This window comes from Stutzerimonas stutzeri, from assembly GCF_024448715.1.
Taxonomy (GTDB): domain Bacteria; phylum Pseudomonadota; class Gammaproteobacteria; order Pseudomonadales; family Pseudomonadaceae; genus Stutzerimonas; species Stutzerimonas stutzeri_AR.
Genome location: NZ_JAMOHZ010000001.1, coordinates 36,604 through 53,383 on the forward strand (window position 1 = coordinate 36,604; position 16,780 = coordinate 53,383).

At 61.0% G+C, this 16,780-nt stretch carries 17 protein-coding genes; 9 read left to right on the forward strand and 8 right to left on the reverse strand.

Annotated features, from left to right (window positions below):
• Positions 1-8: 8 nt before the first annotated feature.
• The 5 genes from NAV33_RS00160 to pgm all read left to right on the forward strand — a co-directional run bounded on the left by NAV33_RS00160 (position 9) and on the right by pgm (position 5,989).
• On the forward strand, positions 9-1,082 hold the full coding sequence (locus NAV33_RS00160) for a sugar phosphate isomerase/epimerase family protein (RefSeq protein WP_255975672.1): 1,074 nt from the start codon (positions 9-11) through the stop codon (positions 1,080-1,082).
• A gap of 45 nt (positions 1,083-1,127) precedes the next feature.
• A complete protein-coding gene (locus tag NAV33_RS00165; RefSeq protein ID WP_255975674.1) occupies positions 1,128-2,366 on the forward strand; it encodes a nucleoside permease in 1,239 nt (412 codons plus the stop codon).
• Positions 2,367-2,596: 230 nt separating this feature from the next.
• Positions 2,597-3,436, forward strand: a complete 840-nt coding sequence (locus NAV33_RS00170) for an AraC family transcriptional regulator (protein ID WP_255975677.1) — start codon at positions 2,597-2,599, stop codon at positions 3,434-3,436.
• A 95-nt stretch (positions 3,437-3,531) separates the two neighbouring features.
• Positions 3,532-4,125 carry a LysE family translocator gene (locus NAV33_RS00175; protein ID WP_255975679.1) on the forward strand — a complete coding sequence of 198 codons (594 nt, stop codon included), beginning with the start codon at positions 3,532-3,534 and terminating at the stop codon, positions 4,123-4,125.
• Positions 4,126-4,324: 199 nt separating this feature from the next.
• Positions 4,325-5,989, forward strand: a complete 1,665-nt coding sequence (pgm, locus tag NAV33_RS00180; protein ID WP_255975682.1) for a phosphoglucomutase (alpha-D-glucose-1,6-bisphosphate-dependent) — start codon at positions 4,325-4,327, stop codon at positions 5,987-5,989.
• A 67-nt stretch (positions 5,990-6,056) separates the two neighbouring features.
• Here the strand turns inward: pgm and NAV33_RS00185 are convergent, their stop codons facing one another.
• Positions 6,057-6,464, reverse strand: a complete 408-nt coding sequence (locus NAV33_RS00185; RefSeq protein ID WP_255975684.1) for a RidA family protein — start codon at positions 6,462-6,464, stop codon at positions 6,057-6,059.
• 138 nt (positions 6,465-6,602) lie between these two features.
• On the opposite strand from NAV33_RS00185, the gene NAV33_RS00190 reads away from it, so the two are divergent.
• A complete protein-coding gene (locus tag NAV33_RS00190) occupies positions 6,603-7,535 on the forward strand; it encodes a LysR family transcriptional regulator (protein ID WP_255975685.1) in 933 nt (310 codons plus the stop codon).
• A 254-nt stretch (positions 7,536-7,789) separates the two neighbouring features.
• Here the strand turns inward: NAV33_RS00190 and NAV33_RS00195 are convergent, their stop codons facing one another.
• The 6 genes from NAV33_RS00195 to NAV33_RS00220 form a co-directional block, all read right to left on the reverse strand.
• The gene (locus NAV33_RS00195; protein WP_255975687.1) at positions 7,790-8,122 is read right to left on the reverse strand and encodes a gamma-glutamylcyclotransferase family protein; all 333 of its coding nucleotides are present in this window, start codon (positions 8,120-8,122) and stop codon (positions 7,790-7,792) included.
• A gap of 257 nt (positions 8,123-8,379) precedes the next feature.
• On the reverse strand, positions 8,380-9,675 hold the full coding sequence (locus tag NAV33_RS00200) for a TRAP transporter large permease (RefSeq protein WP_255975689.1): 1,296 nt from the start codon (positions 9,673-9,675) through the stop codon (positions 8,380-8,382).
• Positions 9,665-10,141, reverse strand: coding sequence for a TRAP transporter small permease (locus tag NAV33_RS00205; RefSeq protein WP_255975691.1), 477 nt, complete (start codon positions 10,139-10,141; stop codon positions 9,665-9,667). The genes NAV33_RS00200 and NAV33_RS00205 overlap by 11 nt, the downstream gene beginning before the upstream one ends.
• Before the next feature lie 47 nt (positions 10,142-10,188).
• The gene (locus tag NAV33_RS00210; protein WP_255975693.1) at positions 10,189-11,184 is read right to left on the reverse strand and encodes a DctP family TRAP transporter solute-binding subunit; all 996 of its coding nucleotides are present in this window, start codon (positions 11,182-11,184) and stop codon (positions 10,189-10,191) included.
• A 295-nt stretch (positions 11,185-11,479) separates the two neighbouring features.
• Positions 11,480-11,881, reverse strand: a complete 402-nt coding sequence (locus NAV33_RS00215; protein ID WP_255975695.1) for a hypothetical protein — start codon at positions 11,879-11,881, stop codon at positions 11,480-11,482.
• Between the two features lie 91 nt (positions 11,882-11,972).
• A complete protein-coding gene (locus NAV33_RS00220) occupies positions 11,973-12,353 on the reverse strand; it encodes a winged helix-turn-helix transcriptional regulator (protein ID WP_255975697.1) in 381 nt (126 codons plus the stop codon).
• Between the two features lie 87 nt (positions 12,354-12,440).
• On the opposite strand from NAV33_RS00220, the gene NAV33_RS00225 reads away from it, so the two are divergent.
• Positions 12,441-13,502 carry an SDR family oxidoreductase gene (locus NAV33_RS00225; RefSeq protein ID WP_255975699.1) on the forward strand — a complete coding sequence of 354 codons (1,062 nt, stop codon included), beginning with the start codon at positions 12,441-12,443 and terminating at the stop codon, positions 13,500-13,502.
• Between the two features lie 80 nt (positions 13,503-13,582).
• On the opposite strand, the gene NAV33_RS00230 is transcribed toward NAV33_RS00225, so the two are convergent.
• Positions 13,583-13,981 (reverse strand): DoxX family protein, encoded by a 399-nt coding sequence (locus tag NAV33_RS00230; RefSeq protein ID WP_255975701.1) that lies wholly within the window; start codon positions 13,979-13,981, stop codon positions 13,583-13,585.
• Between the two features lie 200 nt (positions 13,982-14,181).
• On the opposite strand from NAV33_RS00230, the gene NAV33_RS00235 reads away from it, so the two are divergent.
• Together NAV33_RS00235 and NAV33_RS00240 are read left to right on the forward strand one after the other, a co-directional pair.
• On the forward strand, positions 14,182-15,249 hold the full coding sequence (locus NAV33_RS00235) for a M28 family peptidase (RefSeq protein WP_255975703.1): 1,068 nt from the start codon (positions 14,182-14,184) through the stop codon (positions 15,247-15,249).
• A 717-nt stretch (positions 15,250-15,966) separates the two neighbouring features.
• On the forward strand, positions 15,967-16,737 hold the full coding sequence (locus tag NAV33_RS00240) for a 3-hydroxybutyrate dehydrogenase (RefSeq protein WP_255975705.1): 771 nt from the start codon (positions 15,967-15,969) through the stop codon (positions 16,735-16,737).
• Positions 16,738-16,780: the final 43 nt, after the last annotated feature.

Sequence of the window (16,780 nt, forward strand, 5' to 3'; positions counted from 1 at the left end):
AACTCAAAATGCAGCAACCCAAGACACCCAGCGGCATTCGCGGCCCGGCCATTTTCCTGGCGCAGTTCCTCGGGCCGGAAGCGCCATTCGACAACCTTCAAAACCTTGCGCGTTGGGCGGCTTCGCTCGGCTATTGCGGGGTTCAGCTTCCAACGCTCGGAACGCAATGCCTGGACCTGAAACGCGCCGCCGAAAGCCAGACCTACTGCGACGAGCTCAAGGGAATTTGCGCAGAAGCAGGCGTGGAGATCAGCGAGCTGTCGACCCATCTGCAGGGCCAGCTAGTGGCGGTGCACCCGGCGTTCGACGGCCTGTTCGACGACTTCGCCCCGGTGGAATTGCGTGGCAAGCCAAAGGCCCGTACCGAGTGGGCCATCGATCAATTGCACCTCGCAGCCAAGGCCAGTCGCCGTTTGGGCCTGACCGCCCATGCAACATTTTCCGGTGCGCTGTTATGGCCCTACATGTATCCCTGGCCACAGCGGCCAAGCGGTCTGGTGGAGGAGGGCTTCGCCGAACTGGCGCGGCGCTGGCGGCCGATCCTCGATGCGTTCGGGGAAGCCGGGGTCGACCTGTGCTTCGAGATTCATCCGGGCGAGGACTTGCACGACGGCGCCTCCTTCGAGCGCTTCCTCGGCGCGGTCGACCACCATCCGCGCGCGAAGATTCTCTACGACCCGAGCCATCTGCTGCTGCAGCAACTGGATTACCTCGGCTTTATCGACCGCTATCACGAACGCATTGGCATGTTTCACGTCAAGGACGCCGAATTCCGCCCGGACGCCCGTTCCGGAGTCTACGGCGGTTATCAGGGCTGGATCGATCGTCCCGGGCGCTTCCGCTCGCTGGGCGACGGCCAGATCGATTTCAAGCAGATATTCAGCAAGCTTACGCAGTACGGCTACGAGGGCTGGGCAGTTCTCGAATGGGAATGCTGCTTAAAGAACGCCGCGCAGGGGGCCGAGGAAGGCGCTCCTTTCATTCGACAGCAGCTGATCAACCGCGCCACGCGAGCTTTCGACGATTTCGCTGGCGTTGCGAGCAGCGCCTCGAAAAACCGCCGGCTGTTGGGCCTCGATTAAGGCGAATTTAACTGACACGACGTGCACTACAACAAGGACAAGACCATGAGCACACTCAATGCACGGCTGAGCCTGATGATGTTTCTGCAGTTCTTCATCTGGGGAGGCTGGTTCGTCACCCTCGGCACCTTCCTGGCCAACAACCTGAGCGCCACTGGCGGCCAGATTGGCATGGCGTTCTCGACTCAATCCTGGGGCGCGATCCTGGCGCCGTTCGTGATCGGGCTGATCGCCGATCGTTACTTCAATGCCGAGCGCCTACTCGCCATCCTCCATCTGGTCGGTGCGGTGCTGTTGTTTCAGCTTTATCGGGCCAGCGACTTCAGTGCGTTCTACCCGTTCGTGCTGGGTTACATGATCGTTTACATGCCCACCTTGGCCCTGGTGAATGCCGTGGCTTTCCGGCAGATGCGTGACCCCGCTCAGGAATTCTCGAAGATCCGGGTCTGGGGCACGGTGGGCTGGATCATCGCCGGGCTGGTGATCAGTTTTCTGTTCGGCTGGGATTCTCAGCAAGCCATCGCTGCCGGTGCGCTACGCAACACCTTCCTGATGTGCGCCATCGCCTCGGCGTTGCTCGGGTTGTACAGCTTCAGCCTGCCGAGCACGCCGCCGCTGGCCCGGCGCGAGCAGGGCGGGCTCAAGGAAGCGCTGGGTCTGGATGCACTCAAGCTGCTGAAGGATCGCAGCTTCGCGATCTTTTTCCTCGCCTCGGTGCTGATCTGCATTCCGCTTGCTTTCTACTACCAGAACGCCAATCCGTTCCTCGCGGAGATCGGTGTGGACAACCCGACCGGCAAGATGACCCTGGGGCAGATTTCCGAAGTGCTGTTCATGCTGCTACTGCCACTATTCATCCAGCGCTTCGGCATCAAGAAGACCCTGCTGCTGGGGATGCTTGCCTGGACGTTGCGCTATGCGTTGTTCGCCTACGGTAATAATGGCGATCTGCTCTTCATGCTGGTCACCGGTATCGCCTTGCACGGGATCTGCTATGACTTCTTCTTCGTTTCCGGACAGATCTATACCGACGCCAAAGCCGGAGAGACATACAAGGGCTCAGCACAAGGGTTGATCACGCTAGCGACCTATGGCGTCGGCATGCTCATTGGTTTCTGGATCGCCGGAAAGGTCACCGATCATTTCGCAAGCACGGAAGGCCACGACTGGCAGAGCATCTGGATTTTCCCGGCAGTATTCGCGCTGGGCGTTTTCCTGACCTTCCTGTTCGCCTTCCGCGAACAACGGCCAGCCGGGCTCGCGGCGGCTGCCAAAGCGGTCTGAAACGCAGCGGATCAGACGCCGGTCATTCACGACCGGCACTCTCCGAACCGTTGACGCTTGGCCCAGCGCAACGATGCGATTTACCGGTCCCAAACTCGTTCTGCCAGGCCGACCGTCAATCCTAATGTGGGCGGTAGTTGCACAAATCTTCTATGACGGCCGTCCATCTCCTAACAGAATGCAGGTTCGCAGGCCTTCGCCTGTAGTCATTCGTTATTGAAGAGCCAACCATGGGTGCCAACAGCTGGGTCGATTTGAAGCTGGATGCCGAAATGGGCATCGAGACCATTCGTGCCCATTTCGAAGGTCATGCCTACGATCCGCATTGGCATGACAGCTACCTCGTCGGCTTTACGGAACAGGGCGTACAGCAGTTCCACTGCCGCAAGGTGTTGCATAGCAGCACGGCGGGGCAGGCGTTCTTGCTGGAGCCGGGTGAGATTCATGACGGTCATGCTCCAGCGCCTGACGGGTTTACCTATTCGATGCTCTATCTGCAGCCGCAATGGCTCGAAAGGCAGCTAGGGGCGCTATTCGAGGAGGCGCCTGAGCATTGCCTACCAAGCTTCGCCGAAACCTTGGCGAGTGAGCCGGATTTGGTCAATCACATCGCCCGAGCATTCCAGGCATTGCACGGCTCTGATCTGCGAATCGTCCGGCATGCGGCGCTGGATGCGCTATTGGAAAAACTGTCTAGCCACGTTCACTGGCGGCAGAAGACGGAGCTGAACCCGCGGTTGCCTGCGGTGGCGATCAGGGCGCGGGAGTTTTTGCATGCTCACTTGGATCAGGATGTCGGTCTGGATGACCTGGCGCAGATCACCGAGGTGGATCGCTTCCGGCTGTCCAGAGCGTTCAAGGCGGCATTCGGTCTGGCGCCGCATGCCTACCTGGTGCAGCTGCGACTCAGTCTGGCGCGCAAGTTGTTGCGCCAGGGTCTGGCCCCGGCGAGCGTCGCGGTGCAGCTGGGTTTCGCCGATCAAAGCCATCTCGGCCGCTGGTTCCGTCGTGCCTATGGTTTGAGCCCGGCGGTGTATCGCAAGCGCTGCTCAAACCTTCCAGACCGCTGACGCGCCCCGGCGGAACATGGCAGACACACCCACTTGGAGTTTCTGCCCATGCTTTCGATCCTTTCCAAACTCCCAGCTCGTTGGGAGTTGGCGCGATGAGCCAGTTCCTGCCCTTCGTTCTGTTTGCTTTCGTGGCATCGATTACGCCTGGGCCGACCAATATTCTGGTTCTCAGCAACAGCACTCTTTATGGATTGCGCGCCGCGATGCCCATTGTGCTGGGTGCCTGTGCCGGGGCCGCGATGATCGTGCTACTGGTTGGATGGGGATTGGGAGGGGTGTTGCTGCGTTATCCCCTGGTGCAGCAGGGCATGGCCTGGCTCGGTGTGGCGTGGATCAGCGTGTTGGCCTGGCAGCTGTTCCGCAGTCCGGCGACCGGGCTCGCAACGGATCCCAACAGCAAACGCATGGGCGCCTGCGGTGGCGCCGCGTTGCAGCTGGTCAACCCGAAGACCTGGATGATGGCGCTCGCGGTCATCAGCGTCTTTACCGGAGCGGATGCCGGCTCGGCTCAATACGGCGTTTACGCACTGATCTTCTTTCTTGTCGCTGTGCCTTGCCTGGTCGCATGGGCCATGCTCGGCCGGGGTGCCGCACGAGTTCTGCGTTCGGGGCGCGCGTTACGGCGCTTCAATCAGGGCATGGCGCTGTTGTTGCTCGTTTCGGCCTGGGTAAGCTTGCTGGCCTGAAAGGAAGCGGGCTTCGGCGCGGTGAAGATTGGCGCTATCTTGCGCGTCCGATTCAGCCAGAACATTCCGCGCGCGGTATGGGGAACCAAAGCCCCTGCACGAATGGTCTTAGCGCGTAGATAAATGCATCGACCGATGCCTTGATTGCTCCCATGCGGCCTATTGCTCGGCCACGTTTTCATTCCCAAAGGAACGACTGATGAGTCTCGACCTCAACGCAGGACGCCTACCCGAAGAACACATGCTGACCAATATTCCGCGCCTGATTTCGCGCTATTACAGCGAGCGCCCCGATCCCTCGGATCCGGCGCAACAGGTCTCCTTCGGCACTTCTGGTCATCGCGGCTCCTCGCTGAAGAACAGCTTCAACGAATGGCACATCCTTGCTACCACTCAGGCAATCTGCGACTACCGCCGCGAGCAGAGCATCGACGGTCCGATCTTCGTCGGTATGGACACCCATGCGCTGTCTGAACCGGCGTTCGTTTCCGCACTGGAAGTGCTGGCGGCCAACGGGGTCGAGACGCGCATAGACGCCGGCTGCAGCGAAACCAATGGTGAGCCCGGATACACCCCGACGCCGGCGATCTCCAACGCCATCCTCGAATACAACGCCGGCCGCAGCAGCGGCTTGGCCGATGGCATCGTCATCACCCCATCGCACAATCCGCCGGCCGATGGCGGCTTCAAGTACAACCCCACCAATGGCGGCCCGGCCGATACCGGCGTAACCAAATGGATTCAGGAACGCGCCAACGCGCTGCTGGTCGCCGGGCTCAAGGGCGTGCAGCGAATGGATTACGCGCAAGCGCTCAAGGCGCCGACGACCCAGCGTTTCGATTTCATCGAAAGCTACGTGGGCGGCCTGGATCAGGTGATCGACCTCGAAGCGATCCGCAATTCCGGCCTGAAATTCGGCGTCGATCCGCTCGGCGGCGCCGGCGTGCATTACTGGACGCGCATCGCCGAACGCTATGGCCTGCCGCTCGAAGTGCTCTCCACCCGAGTCGACCCAACCTTCCGCTTCATGCGTCTGGACTGGGACGGCAAGATCCGCATGGACTGTAGCTCACCGCACGCCATGGCCGGTTTGATCGAAAACAAGGACCGCTTCGACGTGTCCTTCGCCTGCGACACAGACCATGACCGCCACGGCATCGTCGCGCGCTCGGTCGGACTGCTCAATCCCAACCACTACCTGGCCGTCGCCATCGAATACCTGTTTACCCACCGCCCCGAATGGAGCGCTGGGGCGGGTATCGGCAAGACGCTGGTTTCGTCGTCGATGATCGACCGCGTCGCCAAGGGCATCGACCGCCAGGTGGTGGAAGTGCCGGTGGGCTTCAAGTGGTTCGTTGATGGCTTGATGGATGGCAGTCTGGGCTTCGGCGGAGAGGAATCGGCAGGTGCGTCTTTCCTTCGCAAGCAGGGTGGCGCCTGGTCGACCGACAAGGACGGCCTGATTCTCGGCTTGCTGGCCGCCGAGATCACCGCCGTGACCGGCAAGGACCCAGGCGAACGCTACCAGGCGCTGACCGAGCGCTTCGGCGCTCCGGTGTACCAGCGCATCGACGCCCCGGCCAATCGTGAACAGAAAGCCAAACTCGGCAAGCTGTCGGCCTCTCAGGTCACGGCGGGCGAACTGGCCGGTCAGCCGATCACTCAGATTCTCACCGAAGCCCCAGGCAACGGCGCGGCCATCGGCGGGCTCAAGGTCGTGACCGACAACGGCTGGTTCGCCGCACGCCCGTCGGGCACCGAAGACGTCTACAAGATCTACGCCGAAAGCTTCGAGGGCGACGCGCACCTCAAGCGCATCCAGGAAGAAGCCAAGGCGCTGGTCGACGGCGTGCTCAACAGCTAAGGCGCGACACAAGACAAGCCGCCACCGGTTATCGGTGGCGGCTTTTTTACGCACTGAGGCAGGTCGATCAACCGGCAGAGGGGGCGGGCAGTTTCGCGATCACCTTGATCTCGAACTGGAACCCGTAAAGCCAGGTCACGCCTACAGCGGTCACAGTAGGATGAGGCGCGCTTCCCCAGTATTCCGGCACGACAACACTCCAGATCTTCTCGAAATGCGTTTGGGGGTCGACGATGAAAATGGTCACGTCGACGACATCATCAAACGTGCAATTGGCGGCTTCGAGAACAGCGTTGAGATTTTTGAAGGCCAGCCTGACCTGTGCTTCGAGGTCAGGCTCCGGCGATCCGTCGTCGCGACTACCCACTTGTCCGGACACGAATAGCATTCCGTTGGATCGAACGGCGGGCGAGTAATGGTTACGCTCATAAAGCGCCTGGCGCCCGGCTGGGAAAACGACGTCACGTGTGTTCATGGATGCCTCTTCTGTCTGTTGATATCGAGTGGAAGTAGTTGACGAAGAGACTGTAGAGCCGCCCGCTGGACGGATAAACTCGCAAGTCTGATCAGCACTGTTCTTGAATCCCAAACAATCCCAACACTCGGTGACTAAATGGACCGCTTTGCCGCGATGCAGGCATTCGCCCGTGTGGTTGAAACCGGCAGCTTCACTAAAGCCGCCGACACACTGCACCTGAGCAAAACCAGCGTGACGCAGATGGTGCAGCAACTGGAGGCGCGGCTTCGCGTCAGGCTTCTCAACCGCACGACGCGCAAGGTCAACGTCACGGCAGATGGCGCCGCCTATTACGAACGGGTGCTGCGGTTGCTGGCGGATCTGGACGATGCTGAAACCAGTCTGTCCAACGCCTCGGCAGCGCCCAGGGGTCGCCTCAGAGTGGATGTGCCCAGCCCGTTCGCGCGCATGATTCTGATACCAGCACTGCCGGCCTTTCATGCGAAGTACCCCGAGATTCAGTTGGACTTGGGTGTGAGCGATCGCATGGTGGATCTGATCGATGAAAACGTGGACTGCGTCGTGCGCGGGGGCGAGCTCACCGATCTGTCGCTGATGGCTCGCCACATAGGTGATCTCCAACTTGGGGTGTACGCGGCGCCGAGCTACCTTGAGCGTGCCGGCATGCCGTCACATCCCCGAGATCTGGAGGACACGCATCACCGCATCGTCGGCTTTTTGTGGGCGCGCACCGGGAAGGTCTTTCCCTATGCCATGCACTGCAACGGCGAGCGCGTCAGCGTACTTGGTCGTTACGTACTTTCCGTAGATGACGGCAACGCTTATCTTGCAGCCGGTCTGGCAGGGCTGGGCGTGCTTTGGCTGCCTGACTACATGTCTAAAGACCATGTGGCGCGCGGCGAATTGGTGCCACTGTTCGAGAACTGGCGGCTCGACCCAATGCCGATGTACGTTGCCTTTCCGCCAAATCGGCATGTCAGCGCCAAGCTGCGTGTGTTCATCGATTGGGTCGCTGAACTGATGGCACAGCATGCGTCTGTGATCGATCGAGCCCAGCTGTCGCCGTGACCGGGCGAAAGGATTGGGTTCCGGTCTTGTCAGCCTGCTGAGGATCTCCCCAAGTGGGTGTTCAGGTCCGAGCGCTTCACCGGCTGGGCGAACCTGCGGAGAACTTCGCATCGGAGGCTGTCGTAGGAGCGAGCTTGCTCGCGAAGCGTTTCGATAGCGGCCATTCGCGAGCAAGCTCGCTCCTACAGGTCGTTTATCGATGATGCTTGATTACTGGAAAAGCCGGCCGGCGAAGCGAGCAAGAGAGGCGAGCACTAATTCGTTTTCAACGTGTAGATATAGGCGTCGGCTGTTCGATTGCCGTCGAGCCTTACTTCGGTCAATACGCGTGCGTAAGCTTCGCCTTCGAATTCGTCCAGCGTGGCCCAGTGATCGGCAAGCTTCTCCGAAGTGAACAGAAATCCCCGAATCACGTCGCCATGTTTGTCCAGCACGATCCCCGGATAACCCATGGCCGCACCCCAGCCTTCTTCTCGGAGCGTTCCGGTCACGCTCGCGGCTTCCCAGGAGCCGCCGATGTCGCCAAGCACGTGCTCATTCGGCCGGCCCGGTCCCAAGGTTCCATAAACGAAGAGTCGTTCGACCATCTTTCCTCCAGGGAATCGGGGTTTTGGTTCTGTTGCGGTCATAGACCACTGCCTGGTGCAAATGGTCATGGCTCAGCACGGGTATAGATAGCGCAGCCCCAAAGGGGCTGGTTTACCTGGGCGAAGCGAGCGGCTGGACGCGCTACGCACTAGCAAACGAGGCATAGCTGCTGCGCACGTGGCTGTCTCGCTTGTTTTGTTTGCTGCTTCTGAAAAGCCGCACGCAGGGCAGCCAGGGACCGCCCTGCGCACTACCTTCAGACCTCGTAACCCAGCACCCGCGGCAGCCACAGCGCGATTTCCGGGAAGATCGCGACCAGCACCAGCGCACTACCCATCACCAACACGAACAGCAGGGCCCAGCCGACCGTCTGTTCCAGGCGGATCTTGGCGACCTCGGTGGTGACCATCAGATTGATCGCGACCGGTGGGGTGAACTGGCCGATGGCGATGTTCATCGCCAGCAGAATGCCGAACCATACCGGGTTCCAGCCGAAGTGCTGCATCACCGGAATCAGGATGGGCATCAGGATCAGGTAGATGGAAATCGCGTCGAGCAGCATGCCGGCCAGCAGCACAGCGATCATCACCAGAATCAGCAGCACCGTGCCGTTGTCTGACAGCGAGATCAGCCACTCGGCCAAGTGGCGGAAGGTGCCGAGCATGGTACCGGCCCAGGCGAAGATGCCAGCCAGGGCAATGATCAGCATCACCACGCCTGAGATCACTGCAGCTTCACCGCAAAGCTTCCAGAGATTGCGCCAATCCAGCTCACGTGTGACGAACAGGCCGATCACCACGCCATATGTGACGCCCGCCACGGCGGCTTCGGTCGGAGTGAACAGGCCGCTGCGCAGGCCACCGAGGATGAGCACTGGTGCGAAAAGCGCCGGTAATGCCTGGCGAAAGCTTTCTGCCAAAGGAGGTCGTTCGGCACCTTCCGGGTTTTCCCAGCCGTAACGGCGGGCCAACAGCCAGGCCGGTAGCAACAGGACCAGGCCGGCGATGATTCCCGGGAACAGCCCTGCGGCAAACAGCGCACGCAAATCCACGCCCGGCACGACGATCGAGTAGAGGATCAGCGCGATGGATGGAGGAATCAGGATGGCGGTCGATGCCGAAGCGGCAATCAACGTCGCTGAAAACGGCTTCGGGTAACCGGCGCGGGTCATGCTCGGCAGCATCACCATTGCCACTGCGGCGGCATCCGCCGGGCCTGAGCCACTCATGCCGCCCATGATCAGGCAGACCAGAATCGCAACCATCGCCAGGCCACCATGGCGCGGTCCGATCAGCGCCTGGGCAAAGCGCACCAGGCGTAGCGCCACGCCGGATTTCTCGAAAACGAGGCCGGTAAGGATGAACAACGGAATGGCAATCAACGGGTATTTAGCGACGCCGTTGTAGGTGTTGGTGCCGAGGGTCGCGAGCATATCCGGCGAGAGGCCGGCGAGAATGCCGATAGCGCCGGACAGGGCCAGGGAAAACGCCACCGGCACGCCGATCAGCAGCAACAGCAGAAAGCTGGCGAGCATCCACAAATCAGGGCTCATCGGTAAGCCTCCCGCGCAGACGATCCAGGGTCATCTGGGTTAGCCGCACGATCATCATCAGCGCAAGCAGCGGCAACCAGACCACGTACCACCAGTTCGGCAGCCCGAGGCCGGGTGACTGCGATTCCCATTGATATTCTTCCAGCGCGAATTGCCCGCCAAACCAGACCACCAGGCCCAGCACCAGCACACTGGCCAGCCACTGCAGAAGAATCAGCGGCACGCGCAGCTGCGGGAATAGCCGCTCGGCGAAGCCGATGCGTATATGCCGGTTGCTGCGCATCGCCACCGAGGCGCCGGCGAAGGTCAGGATGACCAGAAGAAAGACCGAAAACTCTTCGGTGAATGCAAAAGAGGCGTCGGTGAAATAGCGCACCACCACATTGGCCAGGCTGATCAGGCTGATGATCACCAGCGCCAGGGTAGCCAGCACGCGCTCAAGGCGCGCGTCCTGTCGATTGTTCATGGAATTCCTCGAATCCCGGCGGCGTCGCACCGCCGGGTAAAACGGTTTTACTCTGCGATCGCTGCGCGGGCTGCTTCGACCAGTTCAGCGCCGATCTTTGGCGCCCACGTTTCATGCACGCTACGGGTCGCCTCGGCGAAAGCCTGATGCTCTGCATCGCTCAGCTCGGTTACCTCGACTCCACGCGCGCGGATGTCTTCCAGACGCTTGGCTTCGCCGCTGCGTGACAACTCGATCTCCCACTTGCCGGCGTCGATCGCAGCCTGGCGCAGCAGCTCGCGGTCGGCCTCAGGCAGCTGCTTCCACACGCGCTGGTTGACGGCGAAGATCAGCGGGTCGGCCATGTAGTGCCAGAGCGTCAGGTACTTCTGGCCGACCTGATCGACACGCGCCACATCGAACACCGACAGGGGGTTCTCCTGGCCATCCACCGCACCGGTGGTCAGCGCCGGTTTGGCATCGGCCCAGCTCATCTGGGTGGGGTTGGCGCCCAAGGCGCTGAAGGTGTCCTGGAACAGTGGCGAGCCGACTACGCGGATTTTCAAGCCAGCTAGGTCCGCCGGGGCCTTCACGGGCTTCACCGAGTTGGATATTTCGCGAAAGCCGTTCTCACCCCAGGCCAGCGGGACGATGCCGCGATTTTCGATGGCGGCGAAAGCGAGCTTGCCGGCTTCGCCTTGGGTGATGGCGTCGAGGTCCGCGTTGTCGGCCATGAGGAAGGGCAGGGAGAACAGGTTCAGCTCCGGCACCTGCGGCGACCAGTTGATGGTCGAGCCGACAGCCATGTCGATCAAGCCGGAGCGCATAGCTGAGAATTCCTTGGTCTGGTCTCCAGCGACCAGTTGCGCATTGGGATAAACACGCAGGGTGATTTCGCCGTTGGAGCGCTCTTCGACCAGATCAGCCCACTTCTGCGCAGCCTGACCCCAGGGGAAGGCGTCGGAAAGCACGGTGGAGACGGAGTATTCGCGGGCTGAGGCGGCAAAGGTGGCAGATAAGGCTGCGGCGGCGGCCAGCGCGGTAAAGCAGCGGGTCAGTTTCATGAGGCGTCCTTGTTCGGATCAGTCTTGGTTTTATTGGCGAACGGCCAGGCGCTGACGAACAGCGACGGCTGTGGTGATGGCGGATCGGCCATCAGGACGCGCGGGTAGCGCGAAAGGACGCTGCAGGCTGCGGATGGTAGGTGCAGCATGGCTCGCAATGCGTCACGACCGCCGAAAACCTTGTGGGTGAGCGGCGTATCAACCGCAGTGCGGCTGACTCGGGCAACTATCGCAGAAGGTGCCAGCGAGCGCTATTGCCCGATATGCACAACGGGGCGGTCATTGCCGGCGAACTTCAGATATCACGAAACAGGTCGTGGGCGTTGAGCAGGCTGTAGGCGATCTCAGGCCGCTTCTCCAGCCCTCGTCGAATCGCGGCGGGGATCGATTGGCGGGTCTTGCGGCATAGGCCGGGCAGCTCTGCGATATCAATGCGGATGCCGCGCATGCTGCGTACTTCGTTGAAGCCCGGTGCGATTTCTAGGCGAATGCCGAGCTGCTCAAGGATCCGTTGCTGCATGCGCTCCAGGTCGGCCAGGCTCGCCAGGTTCTCCAGCCGATCCAGCAACCGGTTCTCCTCCTGGCGGGTCAGGCGCAGGATGCGCAAATCGCTGTCAGGGGCTTCCAGCAGTTCTTCACGCCCGCAGACGCAGGCGCCGGGCGGGCAGGGTTGGCGGATCGGGGCGGAGGATGTCATGGGCTCAGATCATAGCGATGCGTGGCCGGCGTTGCCCAGGCCATTCGGCGGGTGGTGCGCCCGCGGACAGTTGGTTCTGGCCTCGGCATGCTCAGCGGCGTCGGGAGGTTCGCCTGGGTTGGAGGCTGTCGAGGGCTGCTGCATTGACTCGAGCCCATTCGTAGATCAGCTCGATCGGCTGGACCATAAGTTTGCCCAGCGGCGATAGGCCGTAGTCGACAGCGGGCGGTACTGTGTCGTGAACATGGCGTTCTACCAGCCCGCTTGCCTCCAGCTCGCGCAGGGTCTGGATCAGCATTTTCTTCGAGATGCCTGGCAAGCTTCGGTGCAGCACACCGGTGCGGGCGAGTCCGCCATGCCGGGCATGCAACGTGTGCAGAATCATGCTGGTCCATTTGGTCGCGAAGAGTTCGAGCACACGTCTTGGTGCGCAATCTTCGCGCCATTGTTCTTCGTCAGAGCCAGGCTGCATGGGGGTGGTCACCTTTTGGTGCCGACTTGGATAGCGGTTTTGCGGCAGTTAAGGTGCCCCACCTGTTCTTAGTTGGAGGCACGAACCATGGCAAATCATGCGCTGGTAGTCGGGGCGAGTGGAATCGTAGGGAGTGCAGTTGCGCGCCTGCTTGCCGATGAAAAATGGCCAGTGGCGGGGCTTGCGCGCCGACCGCTCGCCGAAGCGGGCGTGACGCAGATTAGCGCAGATCTGCTGGAGCCGTCAGCACTCGGCGCCGCGTTGAGCGGCCTGGCGCCGACCCATGTCTACCTCACCACCTGGGCGCGCCAATCCAGCGAAGCGGAGAACATTCGCGTCAACGCACAGATGATCCGCAACGTTCTGGAAGCCGTTCGCTCGTCGTCGACAGTGCGCCATGTGGCGTTGGTGACCGGGCTCAAGCATTACCTCGGACCATTCGAGGCGTACGGCAAGGGCGCTCTGCCGCAGACGCCGTTTCGCGAAGAACAGGGACGTCTGAATGTCGAGAACTTCTACTATGCCCAGGAAGACGAGCTTTTCGCTGCTGCAGCGCGTGACGGCTTCAACTGGAGCGTGCATCGGCCGCACACGATCACCGGCGTCGCGGTGGGCAATGCCATGAACATGGCGACGACCCTCGCAGTCTATGCATCGATCTGCCGCTTCACTGGTCGGCCGTTCCGTTTCCCCGGTTCCGAGGTGCAGTGGAACAGCCTTACCGACATGACCGATGCGCGTCAGCTCGCCAAGCATCTGCACTGGGCATCAACGACGCCGGCAGCAGCCAATGAGGCGTTCAACGTGGTCAACGGGGATGTGTTTCGCTGGAGCTGGATGTGGCAACGCATCGCCGAGTGGTTCGGAATCGAAGCGGTATCTTTTGAAGGCAAACCGGCGCCCCTGGAGCAGCAGATGGCGACGGATGCCGGCGTCTGGCAGGAGATGGCTGAACGCTTCGGGCTCGCCGAGACAGACATCAGCCAGCTCATATCGCCCTGGCATACCGACGCAGACCTCGGGCGTCCGATCGAGGTGGTGACCGATATGTCGAAGAGCCGCCGGCTTGGATTTCTCGATTACCAGGCCAGCGATCAAGCCTTTTTCGATGTGTTCGCCAGCCTGCGAGCGCGCAAGCTGATCCCGTGACTGGTAACGGTCCGCACGGCCGTGGGTTCCGGGCTTGTGCGGATCGCTGTCCGGCCTTACTGGCAACCGGCGCTGTGGTGCTAGTTGTATCGCCCGTTGATCCCACCCGCGCTGAACCTACCGGCGCCGAGCAGGGCAATGGTGATGGCACCGAAGAGGAACATCCCCTGCAGCTCCAGCGCCCAGCCGCCCATCTTGCCGAGCGAGAATAGCTCCGACATATGTGCCAGGGCGAAGGCGACCAGCATGTTGCCGACCATCAGCACTGCACCCACGCGTGTAAACAGGCCGATGATCACCAATAAAGGCCCGACCACCTCGCCCAGATACACGCCGTACGCGAGAAACGCAGGCAGTCCGTGTCCGCCCAGCATTCCCGCAATCCCACCGACCCCGTTTTGCAACTTGAAGATGCCGTGCAACAGCATCAGCACACCTACCGATACCCGCAGTACCAACTTTCCAGTGTCGTCAGTCATGGCTTGTCTCGTCCTCTCTGGCGCCAGGGCTCTGGCATCGATGTCTTACTAACATAGACCAGCGAATCTTCGCCTGCTCGCGGTAATAAAAGCGAGTCACACCTAGCTGTAGATCGACGATCACCGCCTTCAGATATGCACGTGGCACGCTCCCGGCCGCTTGATGTCACAGCGATGGAGAGATAACTAATGGAGACCACATGTCGATTGAGGCGGATTTTGCCCTGCTTGAAGAACTTCTGATTGCTCGCGGGCCGGGTGGTCAGGAAGAGGAAGTGCGGACGATTTGTCGTAGAGAACTGGAGTCGAGCTGTGACGAGGTCTGGCTCGACCCGGCCAACAACCTCATCGGGTTGATCCGTGCGCCGGGCGTATCTCGCGAAGCCGCACAGAGTGAGGCGATACGGGTGATGGCTCACCAGGACGAAATCGCCATGCTGGTAAAGCGTATCGCCGAAGACGGCCGGCTTCACGTCGTCGCGCTTGGCGGCGCATTTCCAGTCAACTTCGGCATGTGCCCGGTAGACATCATGGGCGAGTCGAAAATTCTGCCCGGCGTACTGTCTTTCGGGACGATGCATGGCACGTCCGAGTCGCCTCAATCGACTCATATTCTCAGTGGCAACGTGCAGTGGTCCGATGTGCATGTCATCACTCGACGCAGCAAGGCGGATCTGACGCAAATGGGTGTCAGGCCCGGAAGCCGCGTGGTTCTGAGCCAGCATTGGCGGCGTCCGTTCCGGGTCCACGATGCGATTGCCGCGCATTTCCTTGATGACCGGGCGCCTGTGGTTGCGGCCCTGCGCAGTGCCGAGCAGCTGGCTGCACGTAAGGGCGAGCTCAAGCGGGACGTCTATTTTGTGATGACGACAAACGAAGAGGAAACCAATTCGGGCGCGCAATATGCCGCACGCACGCTACCCGGAGCCATATCGGTCGCTCTGGAAGTCGGTCCGATTGCTGACGAATACGCCACGCGGCTATGCGCCGATCCGATCATTCTTACCGGGGATGAGAAGGGCTTGTATTCGAGGTCGGTCGCTGACGACCTAATCAGCGCGGCGGAGCGCTGCGGCTATGCACCGCAGCCAGCCCTGATGCCAGGGTTTGCGTCTGATGCCAGCGCGGTGCTTGGCTCGGGATCGTCGGCGCGAGCCGGCTGTCTGGCAATCCCGACGGAAAATACCCATGGTTACGAGCTGATTACCAACGATGGGATAGAAGCATGCGGCCGGACGCTGACCGAATATCTACTGACGATGGACTGAAGCCGCGTCCGAACGGGAAGTGGAGCGTCCAGCTCTCGGCAAGTCCTGCTGGTGTGCTGTGATAGCAACCAGCCCGGCGAGATTACCAGGCCGGCATTCGTCAGATAACGATCCGTCGTGCACCGCAGGCTGGGTAAAACCCATCGCCTATATTTCCTCACCGCCATTTAGACGTGGCTGGAAGTGACCTGCACAAGCTCTCTTTCCAAGCTACCGGTTTGCAAGGGGGAGCAGTCGATGCGGCGAGGCGCGCAGTCCAGCTAATAGGACATGCGCCATCATGATGTGTATTGCATGGCGAGCATGTACAGGATGCTGGACATGCTACCTCCAGGCAGGCCCTGTCCGCCTAGCAGCCGGCTGTGCTTGAACAGCCTTGCTGTGCGTGGTTTGTGATGGTCTGCCAATCTTTCTGCTGCTTTGCATTCCGGTCTGGCATGGCTTTCGCTCTAGCTTCAGGGTCTCGCTTGTTTCTGATGCATTAATCAGATGCCTCGGGCCCGATAGGGCTAGCCGAGCGAGATAACAAGAACAATAAGGAAAATCGCAGATGAATTCCCTTCTCGAGCTATCCGGCGCGCCAACATCTGGTTTTGTGCCGTCCCGCTTTACTGTTGCCGCAACCAGCGCCTTCCGTAGCAACCGCTATGCTGACAGTCAGCTCGCCGCTTTTGGCAGCGCCCCCTCGACCGCCACCTGTCGCAATCGGAGCCAGCCATGATTCTCAAAGGCAAAGCCGCCCTCGTCACCGGTTCTACCAGCGGTATCGGTCTGGGCATCGCCTGCAAGCTGGCCGAGGCGGGGGCGAACATCATGCTCAACGGCTTCGGCGACGTGGATGCCGCCGTTGCCCAGGTGGCGGCGTACGGTACGCGCGTTCTGCATCATCCGGCCGACGTGTCCAGTGCTGAGCAGATCGCTGACATGATTAGCCAGGTCGAGCGTGAATTCGGCGCGTTGGACGTACTGGTCAACAATGCCGGCATCCAACACGTAGCGCCTGTCGAAGACTTTCCGGTGGAGCGGTGGAACAGCATCATCGCGATCAATCTGTCCTCGGTGTTTCACACCATGCGGCTGGCGTTACCGGGCATGCGACAGCGCAACTGGGGACGAATCATCAATGTCTCTTCGGTGCATGGGCTGGTCGCTTCGGCGCAGAAAGCCGCCTATGTAGCCGCCAAACACGGTGTGATTGGGCTGACCAAGACCGTTGCTTTGGAAACCGCCACCACCGGCATTACCTGCAATGCGCTCTGTCCCGGCTGGGTGCTGACGCCTCTGGTGCAACAGCAGATCGACAGCAAGGCGCAGGTTCATGGCGACCCGACGCGAGCGACACGGGATTTGTTGATGGAAAAACAGCCCTCGCTGGATTTCGTGACGCCTGAGCAATTGGGCGAGCTGGTGCTGTTTCTCTGCAGCGATGCGGCTAAACAGGTGCGCGGGGCCGCCTGGAACGTCGACGGCGGTTGGCTGGCGCAATAGCCGGCCTCCGACCCTGCGATTCCAGCCGGCCACGCCAGACGCC

Excerpts from the sequence above, each read along its gene's own strand:
- NAV33_RS00195 (WP_255975687.1), bottom strand. The coding sequence starts at position 8,122 with ATGGTCGAACGACTCTTCGTTTATGGAACCTTGGGACCGGGCCGGCCG.
- NAV33_RS00175 (WP_255975679.1), top strand. The coding sequence starts at position 3,532 with ATGAGCCAGTTCCTGCCCTTCGTTCTGTTTGCTTTCGTGGCATCGATT.
- NAV33_RS00230 (WP_255975701.1), bottom strand. The coding sequence starts at position 13,981 with ATGACTGACGACACTGGAAAGTTGGTACTGCGGGTATCGGTAGGTGTG.
- NAV33_RS00240 (WP_255975705.1), top strand. The coding sequence starts at position 15,967 with ATGATTCTCAAAGGCAAAGCCGCCCTCGTCACCGGTTCTACCAGCGGT.
- NAV33_RS00225 (WP_255975699.1), top strand. The coding sequence starts at position 12,441 with ATGGCAAATCATGCGCTGGTAGTCGGGGCGAGTGGAATCGTAGGGAGT.
- NAV33_RS00160 (WP_255975672.1), top strand. The coding sequence starts at position 9 with ATGCAGCAACCCAAGACACCCAGCGGCATTCGCGGCCCGGCCATTTTC.
- pgm (WP_255975682.1), top strand. The coding sequence starts at position 4,325 with ATGAGTCTCGACCTCAACGCAGGACGCCTACCCGAAGAACACATGCTG.
- NAV33_RS00210 (WP_255975693.1), bottom strand. The coding sequence starts at position 11,184 with ATGAAACTGACCCGCTGCTTTACCGCGCTGGCCGCCGCCGCAGCCTTA.
- NAV33_RS00220 (WP_255975697.1), bottom strand. The coding sequence starts at position 12,353 with ATGCAGCCTGGCTCTGACGAAGAACAATGGCGCGAAGATTGCGCACCA.
- NAV33_RS00215 (WP_255975695.1), bottom strand. The coding sequence starts at position 11,881 with ATGACATCCTCCGCCCCGATCCGCCAACCCTGCCCGCCCGGCGCCTGC.
- NAV33_RS00165 (WP_255975674.1), top strand. The coding sequence starts at position 1,128 with ATGAGCACACTCAATGCACGGCTGAGCCTGATGATGTTTCTGCAGTTC.
- NAV33_RS00200 (WP_255975689.1), bottom strand. The coding sequence starts at position 9,675 with ATGAGCCCTGATTTGTGGATGCTCGCCAGCTTTCTGCTGTTGCTGCTG.
- NAV33_RS00185 (WP_255975684.1), bottom strand. The coding sequence starts at position 6,464 with ATGAACACACGTGACGTCGTTTTCCCAGCCGGGCGCCAGGCGCTTTAT.
- NAV33_RS00235 (WP_255975703.1), top strand. The coding sequence starts at position 14,182 with ATGTCGATTGAGGCGGATTTTGCCCTGCTTGAAGAACTTCTGATTGCT.
- NAV33_RS00205 (WP_255975691.1), bottom strand. The coding sequence starts at position 10,141 with ATGAACAATCGACAGGACGCGCGCCTTGAGCGCGTGCTGGCTACCCTG.
- NAV33_RS00190 (WP_255975685.1), top strand. The coding sequence starts at position 6,603 with ATGGACCGCTTTGCCGCGATGCAGGCATTCGCCCGTGTGGTTGAAACC.
- NAV33_RS00170 (WP_255975677.1), top strand. The coding sequence starts at position 2,597 with ATGGGTGCCAACAGCTGGGTCGATTTGAAGCTGGATGCCGAAATGGGC.